Genomic DNA, 20041 nt, shown 5'->3' with positions numbered 1-20041 from the left:
GTTTATTTGACTAAACGGAATAATTTATTAATTTTTATTTTAACGATTGGAGTCTTCGGTATTTTAAATACCGAAATGGGGGTTATTGGGATATTACCTGACATTGCCGAACATTTTCATGTCAGTGTATCAAAAGCAGGATGGCTGGTGAGTTTTTTTGCCTTGGTTGTTGCAGTCTCTGGTCCAACCATGCCTTTATTATTTTCAGGAATCAATCGGAAAAAGGTCATGTTACTTGTACTAGGTGTTTTTGTATTGGGGAACATTGTATCCATATTTACCTCTAACTTTACCATTCTATTAATTGCTCGTATGATCCCAGCCATTTTTCATCCAATTTATTGTTCGCTGGCTTTTTCAGTAGCTGCCGCCTCAGTAAGGAAAGAAGAAGCTCCAAAAGCTGTTTCTAAAGTATTCATTGGGGTATCTGCCGGAATGGTAATCGGTGTACCTGTCGCAAGTTTTATAGCTAGCGCAGTTTCTTTACAAATGGCGATGGTATTTTTTGCTGTTGTTAATGTTGTAGCATTCATTGCTACGGTACTATTTGTGCCCTCTATGCCGGTTGAGGAAAGACTTTCTTACGGAAGTCAATTATCGGTATTAAAAAAATCAATTACATGGCTTTCCATCGTAACGGTCATTTTATTAAATTCAGCCGTATTTGGAGTTTATAGTTATCTTGCTGATTATCTGAAAACAGTTACGAATTTGTCTTCAAATTCTATTAGTTTACTATTATTCGTCTACGGTGGCGCCAATATTATAGGAAATATTGTGGCAGGGAAATTATTAACTAAAAATGCGAAGAAATCTGTCGTATCCTATCCTTTTGTATTAGGGGCAGTTTATATCTTATTATTTTTCACAGGACATTTTACCTTACCTATGGCGATCATTACGTTAATTTGGGGAGTATTGGCAGGTATTGGGGGCAATATCACACAGTATTGGATTATGTCGGCAGCTCCCGAAGCTCCTGATTTTGCTAATGGATTATTTCTAACATCCGCTAACTTAGGAACAACATTTGGGGCAGCCGTCGGCGGATTCATTATATCGGATATGGGTACACAATACGTTGTGTTAGTGGGGATACTATCATTGATTTTAGGTTTGTTCACTATTTTACTAAGAAATTATAAGTATAGTCCTACAAAACAACTCTCCATATAAGGTGTATCCCTATTAGGATTGTTAGATACTTTCAATCAAAGAAGAGAATGGAGGATTTACATGTCAGAGGATAAACAAGTTGCACTTGTAACCGGCGGGAATCGAGGAATTGGATATGAGCTGGTCAAGCAATTGGCGTTAAAAGGTTTTAAGGTCATTTTGGCAAGTCGGGACCCAGAGATGGGTCATGAAGCTGCGCAAAAACTTATGGAATCAAATCTTGACGTTTCTATTGTGGAAATGGATGTAAATAATCAAGAAAGCATCAGTCAAGCCGCCCTTACAGTAAGTGAGCGGTATGGAAGATTAGACGTATTAATTAATAATGCTGGCGTGTATTTAGATAAGAATGAAAAGTTATTGGCTATAGACCCTGGCATTCTGGAGAAAACAATGGCTACTAATTTCTTTGGTGTTTACCATGTAATCCGTTCCTTTATTCCCCTCATGGAAAAACAGGGTTACGGGAGAATTATTAATGTTTCCTCAGAATATGGGGCGATGAGCGAAATGTCTTATCCAGGAGTAGGAGCTTATAAGTTGTCTAAATTTGCCTTAAATGGATTAACACGATTGGTAGCTGCGGAAATCAATGGTGATATCAAAATAAATGCAGTCGATCCGGGATGGGTTAGCTCTGATATGGGCGGGCCATCAGCTCCAAGAACACCAAAGCAAGCAGCGCAGTCTATCCTTTGGTTGGCGACGATTGGACCAGAAGGACCTAATGGGAAATTCTTCAGAGAAGGAAAACCAATCGATTGGTAACATGAAAAGTAACAGAAAAAAGCCGATTTTCCAAAGCGGAAGATTGGCTTTTCTACGATTTTAGAATCACTATATTTAAGCCCCTGACGAGTGAGATGGGTTTTTGTTTTTTTACAAATAATTTACAAAGATTTTATAGGGTTTTATCCAATTTTGACTAATTTTTAATATAAGATATAAAAGGAAGGAAGTGGAGAGTATGAAACGTCAAAGGACTTTTTTTATTTATAAAGATCTGATTTTTGAAATCCAGAAACCAGAAATTACACTAAAGCAAATCAGAGTAGCACAGGTTAAAATTGAAAATGAGGAATACAAAGAACTGAGAAAAAAATTCAATGAAGATGTTTTTCATATAGAAAAAAAACCTGAAGGATGGTTTATTACACAGAAAGAGTAAGCCCCTTTCTATTCTGAAAGGAGCTTTTTACTGCAGGTACACACTCGGATACAAAACCAATCATAGTTTATATTCCTTTTTTGTTATTAAGCCAACGGGGGGGGGGGGGGATTTAGTTTAACAAGATACCTTTCCATCTGTTTAATTGGATGCAAGCATGTTATAATTAATAACATAGGATAAGTACGTACTACTTTTACTAATAATTGAACGGATGCCAAAAAAAGCCTCCGCATAGCCATAAAATATGGAGGTGTAAGCGAATGAATAAACGATGGACGATTGGCAAAATAAAAGAATTTGTTGAGAACAATTCTGAGAGTAAGTTGCTAACGACGGAATATCACGGCTTTTCTCAAAAGTTACTTTTTAAATGTGCATGTGGTAGCAACTTTGAAAAAACATTAACGAAATTTAAAAATAATAACCAACGTAAATGTGAAGTGTGCCAACCACCAAAAGCGACACGATAACGTATAGCAAATAAACGAAGTGCCGATTTCTATTAAAGAGAAGTTGGCACTTCGTTTATTTTATAGATGAAATATTAGCTAGGTTCATCGGTTGTGAAAGCTTTTGAAGTAAATGGTGAATAGCGATTAAGTTCGACAAGCAAGGCACTTATGTTCTCTGTAAAATCAACTAATTAGGGCACTGCTGCTCTTTGACCCGGACGCTTTGGCTGAACTCGCTGGGAGTTACAGCTATTCGTGAATTTGAAATAAAAATAGCTTGACAAAAATTAGGGGACCAATAATTGAGGCATAAAAAAACAGACAGAAATACTAAGTTCTGTCTGTTTATATATGAAGAACCGCATTTCATTTGCGGTTCAACAGGATTAGAAATTATCTTCATTAAAATCCGAAGAATCATTGTAATCGTACCGAATACCGTCTTTAGCGGAAGTGATATTTTTATCAATCTGTACATTGTCGGTTTTATCAAGTAAAAACTGTTCGACTTTATTTAATTCATTATTTGATTTCCCATCGTTTGACTTCACTTAGTTAGCCTCCTGCCAATAATTTTTACCTACCTATTATTCCTATAGAATTGTTAATTATACTCAAGAAAAAGGCGATTAAAAGATTAATAGAATTAATTGAACGGAATGATTTTAAAATTGATACCGGATTTTTATCAGTTCCTTATATTATGGATAAAACGTAGTGCATAAATTAGATGAGATGTTACCAAAAAAGACAAAGAAAGCTTTACTTCCTCACAGTAAGGCTTTCTTTGTTTTTCTGTATTCTGTAGGAGTAACCAGATTCAGCTTTTTGAACGATTTATAAACAAATAAAATGGAAACGGTTTCAATACAACTTATCCCATAGGGTATACCAGGCAGGGTATTATGCAGCTTGTTAAATTATTTAGCCATGGAAACTTCACGATATGAAAAATAATGGGACTATCATGGGTGTGATTTTGCTAATATTCTAAATATTGAGATGGAGGGGAATTATGAGTAGAGTACGTACATTGGAAGAAATACCTTTGCGTAAATTTCACTGGCAAATGTTTTTTTATACAGGTGGCGGAGCGTTTATTGATGGGTACATCATTGGGATTATCGCAGTAGCCCTGGCCGTTTTACAGCCCCAGTTTGATATGTCTTTAACCTTAGTCGGTATGATCGCAATGGCTACGTACGTCGGAATGTTTTTTGGCGGAATCATCGGGGGTTACCTAACAGACATTATTGGACGAAAGACGATGTTTCTTCTTGATTTAGGCCTATTTGTTCTTGCCTCGATTCCCCAGTTTTTTGTAACCGACCCGGCACAGCTCATTATTTGGCGCTTTATTTTAGGGTTCGCGGTGGGCGCTGATAATCCGATTTCCGCTACGTATATGGCGGAGTTTGCCCCTAGTAAGCAGCGGGGTGTCTTGCTTGGTGGACTAATCGCCCTGTGGTATGTTGGCTACGGTGCGTCCTACTTGGTAGGGTATTGGCTGCTGGCTTTAGGTGACGACAGCTGGCGTTGGATGTTGACAAGCAGTGCCATTCCCGCGATCATTCTTCTGTTTGCTCGATTAAAGATGCCAGAATCCCCTCTCTGGCTGGCAAGCAAAGGAAAAGTAAAAGAAGCCAACGCGATTATCCAAAAGATCTTTGGAAAAGGTGTGATCCTCTCCGAGTCCTTCGAATATAAAGAAAAGACGTCTTTTATGGACATATTTAAAAATGGGTATGGAAAATGGACTCTCTTCATTGCTTTATTCTGGACGCTTCAAGTGGCTCCTGCCTTTGCGATTGCTACCTACATCCCTCAAGTATTAGGGGAATTTGGATTTGCGGATGGGAACATGGAGTATCTGGGTTCGGCGATTATGAGCCTCTTCTATTTAGTCGGATTATTGCCGGCAATCTATCTGGTAGATAAAATTGGAAGAAGACCGGTGCTAATTTGGCCGTTCTTAGTCTCCTCGGTTGTTTTAGTTGTATTGGGGATAACTTCAAGCTGGCAGATGTCATTTGCCTTGACCATTACGCTGTTTGTCATTTATGGTATTTTTAACACCAGTATGAATATTCACCAATGGATCTATCCAAATGAATTATTTCCGACAAAAATTAGAGGAACAGCTGTAGGGTTTGGCACCGGCGTGAGTCGAATTGGTGCCTCACTGAGTACATTTTTGTTTCCTCTCATCTTGAGTAAGTACGGGCTTGAGGTCACCATGTATTGTTGTGCAGCCCTATTTTTTGTTGGGTTTCTCATTTCATTCATGATGGCTCCAGAGACCAGGAATATGACTCTGGCAGAGACAAGTACATTAAACAAACCTAGCATTAAATTTAGCAGTAAACCTAGTCCTAAGAGAGAGACAGTTTAAATGATTTGTTGCAAAAAGGAGGCATATTTTGTTATTACTTTCAGAAAAAGACGTTGAAAATCACCTATCAATGGAAGAAGCAATAAATGTAATTGAAGAGGCGTTTTTAAAATATGCGAATAAAGATTTTGTAATGCCCGCCCGCACTTTTTCAGAAGTAAAAGGCGAGGATAATTTGCTGATAATGCCTTGTTTTGTTGACGATTGCATAGGGCTAAAAGTAGTCACTTCCTTTCCATCAAATCACAAAACCAATAGTCCGGTAACACAAGGCTTAGTGTTAATTAATGATAGAGAAACTGGTGATCCATTATCTATAATAAACGGCACCATTTTGACAGCGATAAAAACAGCTGCCGTTTCTGGTGTTGCTATGCGGCACCTTATGAAGAATGCTGAAACAGTCGGGTTAGTAGGAACTGGACTGCAGGGATTGTACCAGCTTATTGCAGCTCAATCATCTACTTCCGTAAAAAGATTTTATTTATATAATCGATCTCCGGAAAAAATAGAGTCATTTATTCAAAAATTCCGAAGTATCTCGAATAAAGAAGCCGAGATTATACCGGTTTCGGATAAAGGTGAGTTAGTTCGAAATTCAGAAATCATTATTACCGCAACCACATCAGTCTCTCCAGTCCTTCCGGACGATACGGAGCTCTATAAAAATAAGTTAGTTATAGGGGTAGGTTCTTACAAAAGTAATATGAGAGAATTGCCGCAAACTTTGTTTGAGCTAGCTGACTATTATTATATTGATTCGGAACAAGGAAAGATAGAATGCGGTGATATTATAGACCCATTGGAAAAAGGCTGGGTTAAAGATCATCAGGTTATACTTTTATCCGATTTGTTATCAGGGAAAACAAAAGCACCGAGAAAGGGAAGTCTTATTTTATTTAAAACCGTAAATATGGCCCTTTTCGATGCCTCTATTGGTAATTACGTTTATAAAAAGGCCAAACAAGCAGGAATCGGTCAGAAAGTTACTATTTAATGAATATGTGATAAACAACATAGGAGTGATAAGGTATGGCTTTTAAAAGAATGATTCACGCCGTGGATACTCATTCAGGTGAACCAATGCGTGTTATTACTGGAGGAGTTCCTCATATACCTGGAAATACAGTTTATGAGCAGATGCGCTGGCTACAGGAAAACGATGACCAGCTAAGAATGCTTATGTTAAGAGAACCGAGGGGGTATCCTCCTCTTTGTTGTAACCTAATTGTCCCACCTAAGCATCCACAGGCGGATGCAGGTTACATTATTATGGAGCAGGTTGAATATCCAGTTATGTCTGGCGGCAATACCATCGCTGTTGTTACAGTACTTTTGGAAACGGGTATGCTGCCCATGAAGGAACCAGTAACTGAACTAACACTTGAAGCCCCTGCTGGACTTATTCGTGTAAAAGCGGAATGTTCAAATGGTAAAGTTACGAACGTAACATTTAAGAATGTTCCAGCTTTTGCACCATATATAAATGCAGAAATTGATGTACCTCATTTGGGAAAAGTAAAGGTGGATGTGGGATGGGGAGGGATGTTCTATGTGATTGCTGATGTTCGTCAGTTTGAAGGACTTGAACTAATTCCTGAACATGGACATGAAATTGCCCGTATTTCATCGATGATACGGAAGGCAGCTCAGGAGCAATTACCCGTAGAACATCCAGATTATCCAGGAGTCGGAATTACGATTTCCCAGCTATCTGGGCCATCTTCTAATCCTGAAGCAGACTGGAAAAATGTTGTAAACGTTGCTTCTGGAGAGCTTGACTGGAATGACCCTTCTACATGGACAGGTGCTTTGGATAGGTGTCCTTGCGGGACTGGAACTTGTGCTAAGATGGCTACATTGCATGCTAAGGGTGAATTGAAATTAAATCAAGATTTCCGACACGAAGGGATTTTAGGGACAGTATATAATGGGCGCCTTGTGGAGGAGAACAAAATTGGTGACTATAAAGCTGTAGTGCCAACTGTTAGCGGACAGGCGTGGATTACTGGATTTAACACGTATGTCCTAGATCCAACAGATCCTTTTCCAAATGGATTCAGCATAGGAGATATCTGGGCATAAGATTATTAAAGCTACTTCTTTTTATAATAAAAAACTAAAAACATATAAAGTAACAACTAATATACATGATACTTCACATAAGAGTTATCATGCCTTTAGTATTTACAAGTCGTTATTAGATTAAAGGATGTAAGGATGGAGTCGTAATGGTTCCATCTTTTTATTATGAGTAAGCAATGGATTGTGATGATTAACTTTTTTGTCATGTAAGCCGTTTTCATTTCCGTTCAACTGGCGATAATGATAAAAAGTATGATCGATGTTGGCTATCCGTTATGATAGGTGCTGCCAACCGCTAGGAGAAAAAACAATGTATGAAATAACCGTAAGACTCCCAACTAAAAAAATCGAGAGAATCATTACTCGTTTATACCAAAAAGGCTACTACCAAACCTTTTACGAGGTTCCTTTAGATGTGGTCACAGATGCCAACGGCTACGCCTTTGTTGAGAAAAGGAATGAAACAACAGAACTTAATATCTATATAAATGATTATATTGAAGCAAAGGAACGACGTCAGTTAGTAGAATTATTAGCCATTGATGAGTCCAATCTGCTGGTTAAGGAAGTAAATGAGCTGAATTACCAGCAAACATTTGATGACATTTTTCTTGAAAAAGGCTGGGTCATCACCACACCGGATAGAAGGAATCATTACAAGAAAGAAAAGCTTATTGTACTAGACTCTCAAGGGAATTTTGGAACAGGCTATCATGAAACCACAAAAGATTGTTTGTCCTTCATATTACAACATGATTTTAAAGGGTCGAGTGTAGCAGATATCGGAGCCGGTTCAGGAGTGTTAAGTGTCGCTGCAGCACTCAAGGGAGCAAGTACGATCGATACATATGACATCCAACCGGTCGAACGAGAAATTCTGTATCAGTGTGAATTAAATCGTGTAAAGCCGGTGAATGTGTTTCAAAGTGATTTAATCAAGAATAAAAATCAAATCAACAAAAAATATGATTGGATCTTCCTTAATATCGGAACGCAGGAAAATATCGATATCCTTAACGCCCAAAGACTCTTAGAGTGCAAGGACACTACATTTATAACATCAGGTATGCTTGAATGGAATTCCCATCGGATAAAGACTTTATTTAAAAATGCAGGATTCTCCTTGAAGCAAAAGAAACAAAGTAACGAATGGGTAACATGCCTTTTTAAGGTGATTTAAAAAGGGCCACATATTGAATGTTAATTAATAAAAAACAGGTGTCAGAACTCCTTGTAGGAATATAAATACGGGGAATTGTGATACTTTTTTTTATGTCTTGTTATGGTGTTTTTTTATTATGAAAGCGCATACATTGTTACTATACTATGGAGGTGAACCTTGGATGTATATATATGGTAAAGACTATATTAAATATTTAAACGATGACAGTACCGGCATGTTAACGTACGACCAATGGAAAAATAAAAACAGTCTACAAGGCTCTGATAAAGGAAATTCAAACGAAAAGGTCAAAACAACTAGGTATACTGAGGGAAACTATTCTCCAAGCGTCTTTAATAAAAAATTTATAGTTTGATTTTGGGCAAATCAATGGATGAAATGCCAAGTAAGAAGAAATAACTTGACTTGAATTTTAAAAAAACCATTAAAGACACTGTACGAACATCGGTGTCTTTCTATATTACCTGGTAGAGTCTCACCTGTATTTTAAGGAAAAGATTCGACTATAGGGTAAGTTAGATTAATGGATATTTTTGTAAATGAAAAATGCCCTCCATATGTGGATGGACAATATAGTTATTATTTTTGTTGTGTGATTTCTTTTCTATTAGGAGCAAGAGGCGGTTGTTCTAACCATTTTTTACTTTACTAATGAGGCAGTTTAGTACAATAACCACTAAAAAAACAGTGGGAAACGAATGCTTCCCACTGCGTAATACGTTATTTAACTGGCGTTTTCATTAGTGGTTTTGAAAAAGTGAAAAATTTAATTTCACTAATAAATGTCGAGCCTAAAAGCAATGTACCACCAAGTATTTGAATAAATGTCATTTGTTCTTGAAGGATAATTGCCGAGATAAGTATGGCCACAAAGGGATCTACATAGCTTAACATCGCAATACTCTGTCCTTTTAATTTCTCCATACCTGAGAAAAATAACCAAAATCCTATACCTGTATTGATGACACCTAAAATGAATATAAAAGGAATGGAAGAACTGGATACTTCAAAAATACCAAAGCCTTCCGTAAAGAAAACATATGGCGTTAGAAGTAACGCTGTTGTTCCAAGCTGAATGATGGTCAGCTCTAATTTTCCCAGCTCCTTAATAAATTTATTTAATAACAATAATGCAGCATAAAAAGCAGCTGCGATTAATCCATAAGAAAGCCCAAGGATATCTTCTGATTTAGATGCACTGACGCCTTCTCCTACAATCAATAAAATGCCTATAATCGCTGCACCGATACATCCGATCTTTTTAATAGATAATGGTTCCCTAAGGACAAATGGAGAAAGAATCATCACAAAGACAGGTGCAAAGTAATAACCTAGTGTGGCGTTGGCAATGGACGTATGGTCGTACGATTTATAAAGGAAGATCCAATTTCCACCCAAAGCGATACCGGAAAGAAACAAAAATAAAGCATTCGATTTAACTAAATTCCACGATAATTTTTTCTTCATTATGAAGAGTATTAAGGATAAAAATAAGCATCCTATGAAACTGCTTAGTAAAGCTCTTTCGCTCGAAGTAAGATCAATGTATCGAACAACTAAACCAATTGTACCGAAAATGATCATTGATAATATAAACTGTATTTTAGATTTCATCGTTTTCTCCTTCGAATCTGCGAAACAGCTTATATTTCGCAGATTCTTAATCTGTTTTTAATATAAGCTTATTTAGTGCTGACGAGGCAGCTGGAGTCAACGGAGGTGGCGGTGATGTTGAAAATGGCTTCCAAATGTAAAGATTTATATTTGATAATGGCATAATAATCCTCCTATTTCTATTAACATATTAATAGTATCTAATTATCCTGGTGAAGATGAATCAAATCGAATTGATTTTTTTCTACTTTTTAAACTCATTCAATCTTTCATAAGTATCAATAAGAAAATCATAAAACAGCTTTTCAGTTGGAAGCAAGTCACGTTCAGCAGGGTAGATTACACCGACTGTTCGCGTGAGTCTCGAATCTGAAAGGGGAATTACGACAGTAGATCGTGGTGTGTTATCGACCAATGTCATCTCAGGCATCAAGGCTACACCTAAGCCTGCAGAAACTAAACCCTTTAAGGCGTCAATATCTTTCCCTTCGAATGCTATATTTGGTGAAAAACCGACACCATTACAGGCTTGAACCACTTGTTCACGAAATACGAACCCTTCAGGAAGAACGCAAAAGGGATCATTCATTAAATCCCGTAATCGAATGGATGGCCGGTCCGATAAGGGATGATGATGAGGGATGAGGGCAACGATATTTTCTGTGAATAAAATGTCCCCTTTAATCTTTTTTTCTTTTTCCAAATTTGGCATCGGGGCAATCATCGCCAAATTAAATTGGCCATTTACAACACCATCGATTAATTTGTAATAAAGGGCATTGCTCATTTGAAATTTTGCTTCGGGAAAACGGGTCCGAAAAGAATAAATGATGTGAGGCAATGTATGGGCTGCCATGCTAATTGGAAAGGCAATTCGAACGGTCCCTTTTTCAGGATTTAAATATTCTCTAATTTCTCTCTTGGAATCCTCCATCAAATACCACACTTGTTTAATCCGTTCATAAAAAATTCTGCCAAGGGGGGTTAATTTTACGCTCCGTCCTTCACGTATAAAAAGCTCAACACCTAATTCCTTTTCTAAATTGGCAATTTGTCTGCTAATGGCAGATTGGGCAATATGCAAGGCATCTGCTGCCTCTGTTACATGCTCTCTTTTTGCTACCTCTAGGAAATATTGAATTTGTCTCGTCTCCATGTTTTTACCACTCCAAGTTCATGCGTTTCATGCATGAATTTCATCAATAAATTCTGAACAATTAATTATTAAATTATATATTGTAAACACATTTTAGAAAAGAAATTCTGCAAACTAAAAAGTTTACAATCCTCATACGAGAGCACTTACGATTAAAGAATCTAATAATAGCTTTACAAACATGTTAGGTGCCAGGGATTTTTAAAATAAATGTTGTCAGAGTAAAGTATTGACATCTTAAATGATTATATGATAAATTTATCTCGAGTTAAAAATAACTGAATTCGAGATAATTGATTGAACGATAATAATCAATTTGGGGATTTCAGCTGATTGCCAAAAAAATAAGAGGGTAAACAATTTTTTTGGATAAATATCTCGACTTCGAGATAAATATAAAAAACCAAATGGAGGAATTTAAAATGGCAAAATGGACAGTAGACCAATCACACTCAAGCGTAGGATTTGAAGTAAAGCACATGATGGTATCCAAAGTGAAAGGACAATTTGAATCTTATACAGCCGATGTAGAAGCAGCAGATTTAACAGATTTAACTTCTGCTTCCATTGCATTCAAAATGGACGTTGCAAGCATCAACACACGCAACGAAGATCGTGATAACCACTTAAGATCTGCAGATTTCTTTAATGTAGAGAATAACCCAATGATTGAATTTACATCAACAAGCATTACAAAAGATGGAGGTAACTATAGCGTAACTGGTGATTTAACAATTAAAGATGTAACGAAACCAGTAACGTTTTCTGTTGTATTTAATGGTAAAGGTACAAATCCTTGGGGCGTAGAAGTTTACGGATTTGAAGCAGAAGCAAAAATTAACCGCGAAGAATTCGGTCTTACTTGGAACGCGGCTCTTGAAACAGGTGGCGTCCTAGTAGGGAAAGACATCAAAATTAAAGTGGAATTAGAAGTTAACCCAGCAGCTTAATTTTTTTAGGATGACATCTATTCACAATAGACCGGGCGGTTTTTGCCCGGTTTTTCTTATTTGCGAGCCCAGCAAGCCCAGAATTGCAAATTAGTGAAAGTTCAATCTGAGTAAGTACCAAGACGCTCAGTAGCTGACAGGCAACTGGTGAAGAAAATCTAAGTTTGAAGCCCCTGTGACAAAGTAACTCTCTCGAAGATCCCCTTTAGATGAAGTAATTTACTACTTTCCTACTCCTTTTCTCATCCTCGCAAATTTTTTCTAAAAGCAAATACCTAATGCGAATCCATTCAGCTTATTGAATCATGCGTAGGCAAATTATGAAACTCTATTAGAATCATTGAAACAAATTTGGTCCGTTGGAAGTTAGATAGACGATACGTTCATGGAAGTTATATGATACGTGGACAAAAAGAGAAAGAATATTTTTCATGGTAATAATTTTGTTGAAATTATTGGATGGTATCAGGCACTTATTTATTTGATTAATTTTTGTTATATTAAGATAAATAAAATGGTTTTCACAATAGAAGTGCTCTAAAAAGGGGAATATGGATGAAGGGATTTATTCAAGGGTTATATAGATTAAATGAATTTAGTTTGCGTTTGGTCTAAAAGTTTTTCTTTCTTCATGTTTCTTATCATATAACTCTCGTACCAGTGGTTATATTTCTTCGATATTAAAGTTTTATATAGTTTTAAAAACGATATAATAATATAATTGTTTAAAAAAGGGTGAGGATCATGCCGGTTAATTCTTTTGAAAACTATCCAATGAGCTGGAAGCCAACCATTGATAAAACCAAAAAGCCAATTTATCAAGTACTCGCAGAGCAATTAAAACAAGACATTTTAAACGGAGTTTTATTGCCTGGAACAAAACTTCCCCCACAGCGAGAATTGGCCGATTATTTAGATGTAAATTTGAGCACCATTTCAAAAGCGTTTAAAGTGTGTGGGTTAGAGGGCTTGTTAAGTTCATCTGTTGGAAGTGGCACCTTTGTATCCTATGATGCGTTATCGAATGCGTATTTACTTGAAGATGCGAAGCCGAAGCATTTAATTGAAATGGGTGCAACACTACCTGATAATGCTTCTTACGAGCCACTACTCCTCCAACTGAAAAGTATGCTGCAAGAGGCAGAATATGAAAAATGGTTTGGGTATGGTCGATCAGGCGAAAGCCTTTGGCAAAAGGACGCCGCTGTAAAGCTTATGCTAAGATATGGGTTTGAAACAACCGTTGATCACATTTTATTTTCAAATGGGGGGCAAAATGCGATAGCTGCTACACTTGCGAGTCTTTGTCAGCCTGGAGATCGTATTGGTGTTGATCATCATACATATCCGGGCTTAAAAACGGTTGCAGCGATGCTTAGTGTGCAAATTGTACCGATAAAATCAGAGAACTACGTAATGAGTCCTGCTGCCTTTGAATATGTGTGTAAAAATGAGAATATTAAAGGCATTTACTTGATCCCAGATTATCATAATCCGACAGCTTCCTGTATGTCTGTTGAGAAACGAAAAGAGATTGCAGCCATTGCCAAAAAGTATAATCAGTTCATTATTGAAGATGCGACGTATCATCTCCACAAAGAAAATCCACTCCCAGCAATCGCATCATTTGCACCAGATCAGGTCATCCATATTGCGAGTTTATCAAAATCGATAGCACCGGGGTTACGACTAGCATATGTAGCGGTGCCGAGTCAATTCAAGGAACTAATTTCAAAAGCACTTTATAATTTAAATATATCCGTCTCCCCTTTATTAGCAGAATTGACTGCACGTATAATTGTATCGAATCAGTTTGAAGTCTTAATTGAGGGACATCGGGAACAAACGATTCGCAGAAACCAAGTCGTAAATCGATATTTGGCAGACTATACGTGTTTAGGTGATGAAACAGGCATTTTTCGTTGGTTGCTTTTACCAGGGAAGATTACAGGTGCTGAATTTGAAAGATTAGCCGCACAGCACGGGGTACAAGTCTATGCGGCTGAACGTTTTGTAGTTGGAAATAGTTGTCCGGAGCGTGCTGTAAGGGTTGCTGTCTGTGCACCAGAAACGCACGAAGAGCTTGAGCAAGGATTGATTATCCTAAAACGTTTACTAAACGATCTTATCTAATATTATTTATTATTCGCCATACAAATTACATTTTGTTTGCCATACAATTATTATATTGTGTGGCTTTTTTTATGCGTGTTAAGATGACTACATAAAGAAATTAAATAATTGAGAGGGTGTGAAAGCTTATGTACAATTTTGATGAAATTATTGACAGAAGAAATACAAATGCAATGAGCACAGATGGTTTCCGCGGCTATATTTTCGGGGCCGATGATTCGATGGCGTTTCCTTACAAAGATGAGGAGTTTATCAGAATGTGGGTTGCAGATATGGATTTTGCTACACCACAGGTAATTATTGATGCAATCAAGGAACGTTTGGATAAAAGTATACTTGGGTATACCCGTACATTCTCTGACTCTTATTATAATGCTTTTGTGAAATGGTGTATGAAAAGATATGGATGGAGTTTTGAAAGAAACCAGCTAGTAATGTCTAATGGAATTATACCCGCTTTATATGAACTGGTTGATTATATTTGCAAGCCAGATGAAAAGGTAATTTTTTTAACTCCATCGTATGCATATTTTAAATATGCAGCAGATTTTAATCGTCGTGAGAGTGTATGCACAGACCTTATAAATAATAATGGTCGCTATAGCATTGACTTTGATGATTTTGAACGGAAAGCAGCTGATGAAAAAACAACTCTCTTTATTTTGTGTAACCCACATAATCCTACAGGTCGGGTGTGGACTGAAGAAGAGCTTAAAAGATTAGGAGATATATGTGTAAAAAACGATTTGTGGATTATCTCAGATGAAATTCATTGTGATCTTCTAAGGCTGGATAAAAAACATATTCCGTTAGCTAAAGTATTTCCAGAGTATGACAAATTGGTTACCTGTATGGCTCCGAGTAAGACATTTAACACAGCGGGACTGATGCTTTCGAATGTTATTATTCCGGATGAAAAAATAAGAGAAATTTGGCTTTCAAGACATTACAATTTTGATAATCCTTTAAGTGTTGCTGGTGCCCAAGCCGCTTATGAAAAGGGAGAACCTTGGTTAGAAGAACTTAGAGTTTATTTGGATGACAATTTTATTTTTACCAGAGATTATCTTGCAGAGAATTTGCCAAAAGCCGTTTTTGAAATTTCGGAAGCAACATATCTTGCGTGGGTAAATGTAAGTGCTTACTTCGGTAAGAGTGAGAACCTTCCTACGTTTTTTGCCTATGAGGCAGGAGTTCTATTAGAGGGGGGGAATATGTTTGTTCAGAATTCAGACTGCTACATTCGGTTAAATCTAGCCTGCCCGAGATCTGTATTGGCTGAAGGTCTGAAAAGAATCTGCAATGCAATCAATTCAAAGCAAGAAGAAACTGCAAAATCCGATACTTCCCAAATGGTGAAATAAAATATCGATAAAGTTATTACAATACAGGAGGAAAGTGATTATGAAAATAATAGATACAGTACATGCACCCGGAGCGATTGGACCATATTCACAGGGTTTTATAGTGAATGGATTGGTATATACATCCGGTCAAATTCCAGTGAATCCAGAAGATGGAACGGTAGGAAATACTATTAAGGACCAGGCGGAACAAAGTTGCCGTAATGTAGGAGCGATTCTTGCAGAAGCAGGAAGTGGATTTGAATATGTATTTAAGACTACATGTTTCCTAGCAGATATGACAGACTTTTCGGTTTTTAATGAGGTATACTCAAAATATTTTGTATCAAAACCAGCTAGAAGCTGCGTAGCGGTAAAGGAGCTTCCTAAAGGTGTCCTATGTGAGATAGAAGCTATTGCTGTACTTCCAGGAAATCTAGATTAAAGTATATTAATTAAGTACTATTTTCCCGTACTGGAAACAATGTAAAAGAGATGACCGTTATGACAGACCAGTGGAATATAACCTGATACGAGCATAGAGCAATCTATAAATCAACTTATTAGGCAACCTTCACTGGTCAATATTCCAATTTATTACATCAATATATATATAGAAATCTAGTTTTATTGAAATTCCTTAAACAAAGTACCTTGCGCGCTGATAATTGTAAGTGCTTACTTTGATGGGTATTTATTTAAAGTGAAAATGGAGAAGTGAGAATGCAACTAATTTAAGGGCGAGATTGTTATATTTCCAGTAAGGTAAACACAGCTGCATTTTTATAAATATATCTTAAATCACCACTATAGTGGGAGGGAAATGAAATGAGTGAAAAAGAACACGTACAGTCCTACGAGAAAGAAAACTTGAAGAGAGGACTGTCAAGTCGCCATATCTCAATGATAGCCATAGGAGGCTCAATTGGAACTGGTCTTTTCTATGGTTCTTCCTGGGCTATCAATATGGGGGGGCCTGCAGTATTACTTACCTATTTATTTGTAGGTATTGCCATCTACTTTATTATGAGGGCTTTAGGCGAAATGGCTGTGGAAGAACCTGTCTCTGGATCATATATTTCCTATTCGAATCGTTACATTCATCGCTTTGTTGGGTTTCTAACTGGTTGGAACGCGCTTATCTTTTTAATAGCTACAAGTGCAGCTGAACTTAATGCGCTTGGAAGATATGTACAGTTTTGGTTTCCTAATATACCGATATGGGTTAGCGCTTTAATAGTGGTATTGATTTTGTTCATTATTAATATGATTGGTGTATCGTTTTATGGAGAGGCTGAATACTGGTTCTCCTTGGTTAAAGTTGTAGCGATAATTCTTATGATAATATTTGGAGCTTTTATGATATTTTTCGGAATTGGAAATGGTGGTAATCCGGTTGGATTGGGCAATCTCGTAAACCATGGAGGGTTTTTCTCAACGGGAGTGAGTGGATTTATATTATCCATTGTTATGGTGGCTTTTGCATTTGGCGGAGTTGAAAATCTCGGACTTGCAGCAGGAGAAGCAAAGGATGTAAAGAAAACTATGCCAAAGGCTGTTAATTCTGTGTTCTGGAGAATTTTGATTTTCTATGTTGGGGCTATATTTATTTTGGTAACAATCTATCCTTGGAATACTGTCGGTTCGTCTGGAAGCCCATTTGTAGAAATATTTACTAAAATGAATATTCCAGCGGCCGCTTCAATTATGAATTTTGTAGTTATTACGGCAGTATTATCTGCAGTAAACTCTAGTATTTTTACCAATACCCGTTCTTTTTACAGCTTGTCTTTAGCAAAGAACGCTCCTTGCTTCCTAAGCAAGGTTAATAAGAAAAATATACCATCTAATGCAGTAGTGCTAGTTTTTGTATCAATGTTAGTTGGGGTAATAATGAATTACTTTATTCCTGATTCAGTTTTTTCATTGTTTGCATCAGTTACTGTATTTGGTCTAATTTCTGCCTGGTCTGCGATTCTAATAAGTCATTTAAAGTTCAGGAAGATTAAAATTAAAAATAATGAAGTGGACAAACTTACTTACAAAATGCCTTTCTATCCGTACGGCAATTATTTCGGTTTGTTCTTTATGGCTGTGGTTATAGTATGTATGGGGATTCTTCCAGAAATGAGAATGTCCTTAATAGTATCAGCTGTATGGGTTGCATTAGTTTTCGTAGCGTATAAGTTCTATACAAAAAATGCTGCAGAAGAGGATACAAATGAGGGTGAATTAAATAAAGTAGATTATGGCGCGTAATTATTACCTTAGAAATTCGCTCTCTTGTTTCTATTGGATTTAGAACACATATTGAACAAGATCTAAACATTTCTCATATATTGTTCGCCATACAATTGTTGTATTGTATGGTTTTTTGCGGGTGTTATGATGTTATTGTTGTACCATGCAAATAAATTAAATGGAGGATGTAAAATGAGAACAAAATTGTGAAATAGAATTATTGCTTTAATGCCTTGAAAGCTGAATTATAATAAATATTTTTAAATACAAGTTTGAAAGGTGGATGAACTATGAAAGTGAAAGTAATTGGAAGCCACTTGTGCCCAGATACATTGTACGCACTCAGCAAACTGAAAGAAAAAAATGCAGATATCGAATTTCAGGATCTTTCTGCAAACTTTTCGGCGCTAAAGGATTATTTGTACGTAAGGGAAAATAATGCAATATATAATGCTGTACGTGAAGCAGGTGGTATAGGAATACCTTTTTTTGAAATAGAAGATGGAACACAGAGCTTAGATTTAAAAGTTGTGTTATATAGAGTATCTAGTACGAATAGGAGTTCCTTTTTTTGAAATAGAGGATTGATTACAGACTTTAGATTTAGATGCTGTATTAAATAGATTGTAATGAGAAGTTTATAACAATGGTTAATTTATTATAGAATATGAAGCAATTGAAATAAATTGTCTGCCATACAATTATTGCATTGTATGGTATTTTTATTCATGTTAAGATAGTTGAAATTTAGTTGAATTAGGATTTAAAAAAGAATTAGCTTTCTAGAAAGATAGGTGAGAATGTGTTAGACGATCGCGTAAAAAAGTTAGACGTTCAAACATCTTTGTTACAAGTCTACATTAGTTCTTCAGAAAAACAAAAACAACTATATAAAAGAACATTAATAGTTGTTGTCTTATCACAAATTTTTGGAGGAGCAGGACTTGCTGCAGGAATAACAGTAGGGGCACTTCTAGCCCAAGACATGTTAGGTACAGATAGTGTAACCGGAATTCCTACGGCGTTATTTACTTTAGGGTCGGCAGGGGCTGCATTACTTGTGGGACGACTTTCTCAGGAATTTGGACGGCGTTCTGGACTTGCGACGGGATTTTTGGCTGGAGGTATCGGTGCTATTGGTGTAGTCATTTCGGCACTAACAAATAGTATTCTACTATTATTTGTTTCACTACTCATCTATGGGGCTGGATCTGCTACAAACTTACAAGCACGTTACGCAGGAACAGACTTGGCAAACTCAAAACAAAGGGCAAAGGCTATTAGTATAGCCATGGTTTCCACCACATTCGGGGCTGTTGCAGGTCCAAACATGGTGAATGTAATGGGTGAGTTTGCGTTATCTATAGGAATTCCAGCTTTAGCAGGTCCATTTTTATTAGCTGCAGCAGCTTATATACTTGCTGGGTTGGTTCTCTTAATTTTTCTTAGACCAGATCCCTTTATTGTTGCAAAAGCGATATCAAATGCTCAACGGTCAACGGGTAATTTACGCTTAGAGGATAATTTTGATTCGTCATTGAAAAACAGGCGAGGCATTTTTGCAGGAGCTTCTGTTATGGTTCTAACACAATTTGTTATGACTGCAATTATGACGATGACACCCATACATATGGGACACCATGGACATCATTTGAATGAAGTAGGAATTGTTATTGGGTTTCATATAGGGGCTATGTTTTTGCCTTCTTTAGTAACCGGATTTCTTGTTGATAAAATTGGTCGTGCTACAATGGCCATTGCTTCTGCCATTACGCTAATTGCTTCTGGCATTCTAGCTGCTATGGGACCTGCTGATTCGATGGTAGTACTCATTACAGCACTTGCTTTACTTGGTCTTGGCTGGAATTTTGGTTTAATCAGTGGTACAGCAATCCTTGTAGATGCAACTCCACCATCAACTCGGGCGAAGACGCAGGGTTCTGTAGATGTTTGGATTGCTTTGTCAGGAGCATTAGGAGGAGGCATATCTGGAATAGTTGTAGCACAATCTAGTTATGCAACGCTTTCAATCGCTGGTGGCATGCTTTCATTATTGCTTATTCCAATCGTTTTTTGGGCAGGTATCAACAAACAGAGGAATTCTAATAAAAAGTAACTGAAAATTCAGAGTCTAATTTAAGTAAA

At 36.9% G+C, this 20041-nt stretch carries 18 protein-coding genes; 15 read left to right on the top strand and 3 right to left on the bottom strand.

The genetic code is table 11. The features are described 5' to 3' along the window. Positions 1-6: 6 nt before the first annotated feature. From ACIQAA_RS15450 to ACIQAA_RS15435, 4 genes are all read left to right on the top strand, one after another. Positions 7-1176, top strand: a complete 1170-nt coding sequence (locus ACIQAA_RS15450; protein WP_402621155.1) for an MFS transporter — start codon at positions 7-9, stop codon at positions 1174-1176. Positions 1177-1236: 60 nt separating this feature from the next. Next, complete coding sequence (locus tag ACIQAA_RS15445; protein ID WP_402621152.1) at positions 1237-1944, top strand: SDR family oxidoreductase; 708 nt, start codon at positions 1237-1239, stop codon at positions 1942-1944. A gap of 199 nt (positions 1945-2143) precedes the next feature. Beyond that, positions 2144-2344, top strand: a complete 201-nt coding sequence (locus ACIQAA_RS15440; RefSeq protein ID WP_402621150.1) for a hypothetical protein — start codon at positions 2144-2146, stop codon at positions 2342-2344. A 263-nt stretch (positions 2345-2607) separates the two neighbouring features. Next, positions 2608-2817 (top strand): hypothetical protein, encoded by a 210-nt coding sequence (locus ACIQAA_RS15435; protein WP_402621147.1) that lies wholly within the window; start codon positions 2608-2610, stop codon positions 2815-2817. Positions 2818-3185: 368 nt separating this feature from the next. Here ACIQAA_RS15435 and ACIQAA_RS15430 read toward each other — a convergent pair whose 3' ends face one another. After that, positions 3186-3350, bottom strand: coding sequence for a hypothetical protein (locus ACIQAA_RS15430; protein ID WP_402621144.1), 165 nt, complete (start codon positions 3348-3350; stop codon positions 3186-3188). Between the two features lie 464 nt (positions 3351-3814). Here ACIQAA_RS15430 and ACIQAA_RS15425 point away from each other — a divergent pair, with 464 nt between their 5' ends. From ACIQAA_RS15425 to ACIQAA_RS15410, 4 genes are all read left to right on the top strand, one after another. Beyond that, positions 3815-5191, top strand: a complete 1377-nt coding sequence (locus ACIQAA_RS15425) for an MFS transporter (protein ID WP_402621142.1) — start codon at positions 3815-3817, stop codon at positions 5189-5191. Positions 5192-5219: 28 nt separating this feature from the next. Beyond that, the gene (locus tag ACIQAA_RS15420) at positions 5220-6188 is read left to right on the top strand and encodes an ornithine cyclodeaminase family protein (RefSeq protein ID WP_402621139.1); all 969 of its coding nucleotides are present in this window, start codon (positions 5220-5222) and stop codon (positions 6186-6188) included. A gap of 35 nt (positions 6189-6223) precedes the next feature. Further along, positions 6224-7276: a proline racemase family protein gene (locus ACIQAA_RS15415; RefSeq protein ID WP_402621136.1), complete on the top strand. Its 1053-nt coding sequence runs from the start codon at positions 6224-6226 to the stop codon at positions 7274-7276. A 310-nt stretch (positions 7277-7586) separates the two neighbouring features. Continuing rightward, complete coding sequence (locus ACIQAA_RS15410; protein ID WP_402621133.1) at positions 7587-8456, top strand: 50S ribosomal protein L11 methyltransferase; 870 nt, start codon at positions 7587-7589, stop codon at positions 8454-8456. Positions 8457-9179: 723 nt separating this feature from the next. Here the strand turns inward: ACIQAA_RS15410 and ACIQAA_RS15405 are convergent. Next, entirely contained in the window at positions 9180-10073 is an 894-nt protein-coding gene (locus tag ACIQAA_RS15405; RefSeq protein WP_402621130.1) for a DMT family transporter, read from the bottom strand. A 244-nt stretch (positions 10074-10317) separates the two neighbouring features. After that, positions 10318-11229, bottom strand: a complete 912-nt coding sequence (gene gltC, locus ACIQAA_RS15400; RefSeq protein WP_402621127.1) for a glutamate biosynthesis transcriptional regulator GltC — start codon at positions 11227-11229, stop codon at positions 10318-10320. 422 nt (positions 11230-11651) lie between these two features. Here gltC and ACIQAA_RS15395 point away from each other — a divergent pair, with 422 nt between their 5' ends. The 7 genes from ACIQAA_RS15395 to ACIQAA_RS15365 all read left to right on the top strand — a co-directional run bounded on the left by ACIQAA_RS15395 (position 11652) and on the right by ACIQAA_RS15365 (position 20012). After that, complete coding sequence (locus ACIQAA_RS15395) at positions 11652-12179, top strand: YceI family protein (protein ID WP_402621125.1); 528 nt, start codon at positions 11652-11654, stop codon at positions 12177-12179. A gap of 744 nt (positions 12180-12923) precedes the next feature. After that, positions 12924-14312, top strand: a complete 1389-nt coding sequence (locus tag ACIQAA_RS15390; protein ID WP_402621122.1) for an aminotransferase-like domain-containing protein — start codon at positions 12924-12926, stop codon at positions 14310-14312. A 128-nt stretch (positions 14313-14440) separates the two neighbouring features. Then, positions 14441-15676: a MalY/PatB family protein gene (locus ACIQAA_RS15385; RefSeq protein ID WP_402621119.1), complete on the top strand. Its 1236-nt coding sequence runs from the start codon at positions 14441-14443 to the stop codon at positions 15674-15676. A 40-nt stretch (positions 15677-15716) separates the two neighbouring features. Then, a complete protein-coding gene (locus ACIQAA_RS15380; RefSeq protein ID WP_402621116.1) occupies positions 15717-16100 on the top strand; it encodes a RidA family protein in 384 nt (127 codons plus the stop codon). A gap of 383 nt (positions 16101-16483) precedes the next feature. Then, complete coding sequence (locus tag ACIQAA_RS15375; RefSeq protein ID WP_402621113.1) at positions 16484-17914, top strand: amino acid permease; 1431 nt, start codon at positions 16484-16486, stop codon at positions 17912-17914. A gap of 272 nt (positions 17915-18186) precedes the next feature. Then, complete coding sequence (locus tag ACIQAA_RS15370; RefSeq protein WP_402621110.1) at positions 18187-18471, top strand: hypothetical protein; 285 nt, start codon at positions 18187-18189, stop codon at positions 18469-18471. Positions 18472-18698: 227 nt separating this feature from the next. Beyond that, entirely contained in the window at positions 18699-20012 is a 1314-nt protein-coding gene (locus tag ACIQAA_RS15365; RefSeq protein ID WP_402621108.1) for an MFS transporter, read from the top strand. The last annotated feature ends 29 nt before the right edge of the window (positions 20013-20041 follow it).

This window comes from Neobacillus sp. NPDC093182 (assembly GCF_044754045.1).
This window is presented reverse-complemented; position numbering and strand designations above follow the sequence as displayed.

Bases quoted from the DNA above. Each gene is read 5' to 3' on its own strand.
- ACIQAA_RS15445 (WP_402621152.1), top strand. From the start codon at position 1,237: ATGTCAGAGGATAAACAAGTTGCACTTGTAACCGGCGGGAATCGAGGA.
- ACIQAA_RS15440 (WP_402621150.1), top strand. From the start codon at position 2,144: ATGAAACGTCAAAGGACTTTTTTTATTTATAAAGATCTGATTTTTGAA.
- ACIQAA_RS15435 (WP_402621147.1), top strand. From the start codon at position 2,608: ATGAATAAACGATGGACGATTGGCAAAATAAAAGAATTTGTTGAGAAC.
- ACIQAA_RS15425 (WP_402621142.1), top strand. From the start codon at position 3,815: ATGAGTAGAGTACGTACATTGGAAGAAATACCTTTGCGTAAATTTCAC.
- ACIQAA_RS15415 (WP_402621136.1), top strand. From the start codon at position 6,224: ATGGCTTTTAAAAGAATGATTCACGCCGTGGATACTCATTCAGGTGAA.
- ACIQAA_RS15410 (WP_402621133.1), top strand. From the start codon at position 7,587: ATGTATGAAATAACCGTAAGACTCCCAACTAAAAAAATCGAGAGAATC.
- ACIQAA_RS15405 (WP_402621130.1), bottom strand. From the start codon at position 10,073: ATGAAATCTAAAATACAGTTTATATTATCAATGATCATTTTCGGTACA.
- gltC (WP_402621127.1), bottom strand. From the start codon at position 11,229: ATGGAGACGAGACAAATTCAATATTTCCTAGAGGTAGCAAAAAGAGAG.
- ACIQAA_RS15395 (WP_402621125.1), top strand. From the start codon at position 11,652: ATGGCAAAATGGACAGTAGACCAATCACACTCAAGCGTAGGATTTGAA.
- ACIQAA_RS15390 (WP_402621122.1), top strand. From the start codon at position 12,924: ATGCCGGTTAATTCTTTTGAAAACTATCCAATGAGCTGGAAGCCAACC.
- ACIQAA_RS15385 (WP_402621119.1), top strand. From the start codon at position 14,441: ATGTACAATTTTGATGAAATTATTGACAGAAGAAATACAAATGCAATG.
- ACIQAA_RS15380 (WP_402621116.1), top strand. From the start codon at position 15,717: ATGAAAATAATAGATACAGTACATGCACCCGGAGCGATTGGACCATAT.
- ACIQAA_RS15375 (WP_402621113.1), top strand. From the start codon at position 16,484: ATGAGTGAAAAAGAACACGTACAGTCCTACGAGAAAGAAAACTTGAAG.
- ACIQAA_RS15370 (WP_402621110.1), top strand. From the start codon at position 18,187: ATGAAAGTGAAAGTAATTGGAAGCCACTTGTGCCCAGATACATTGTAC.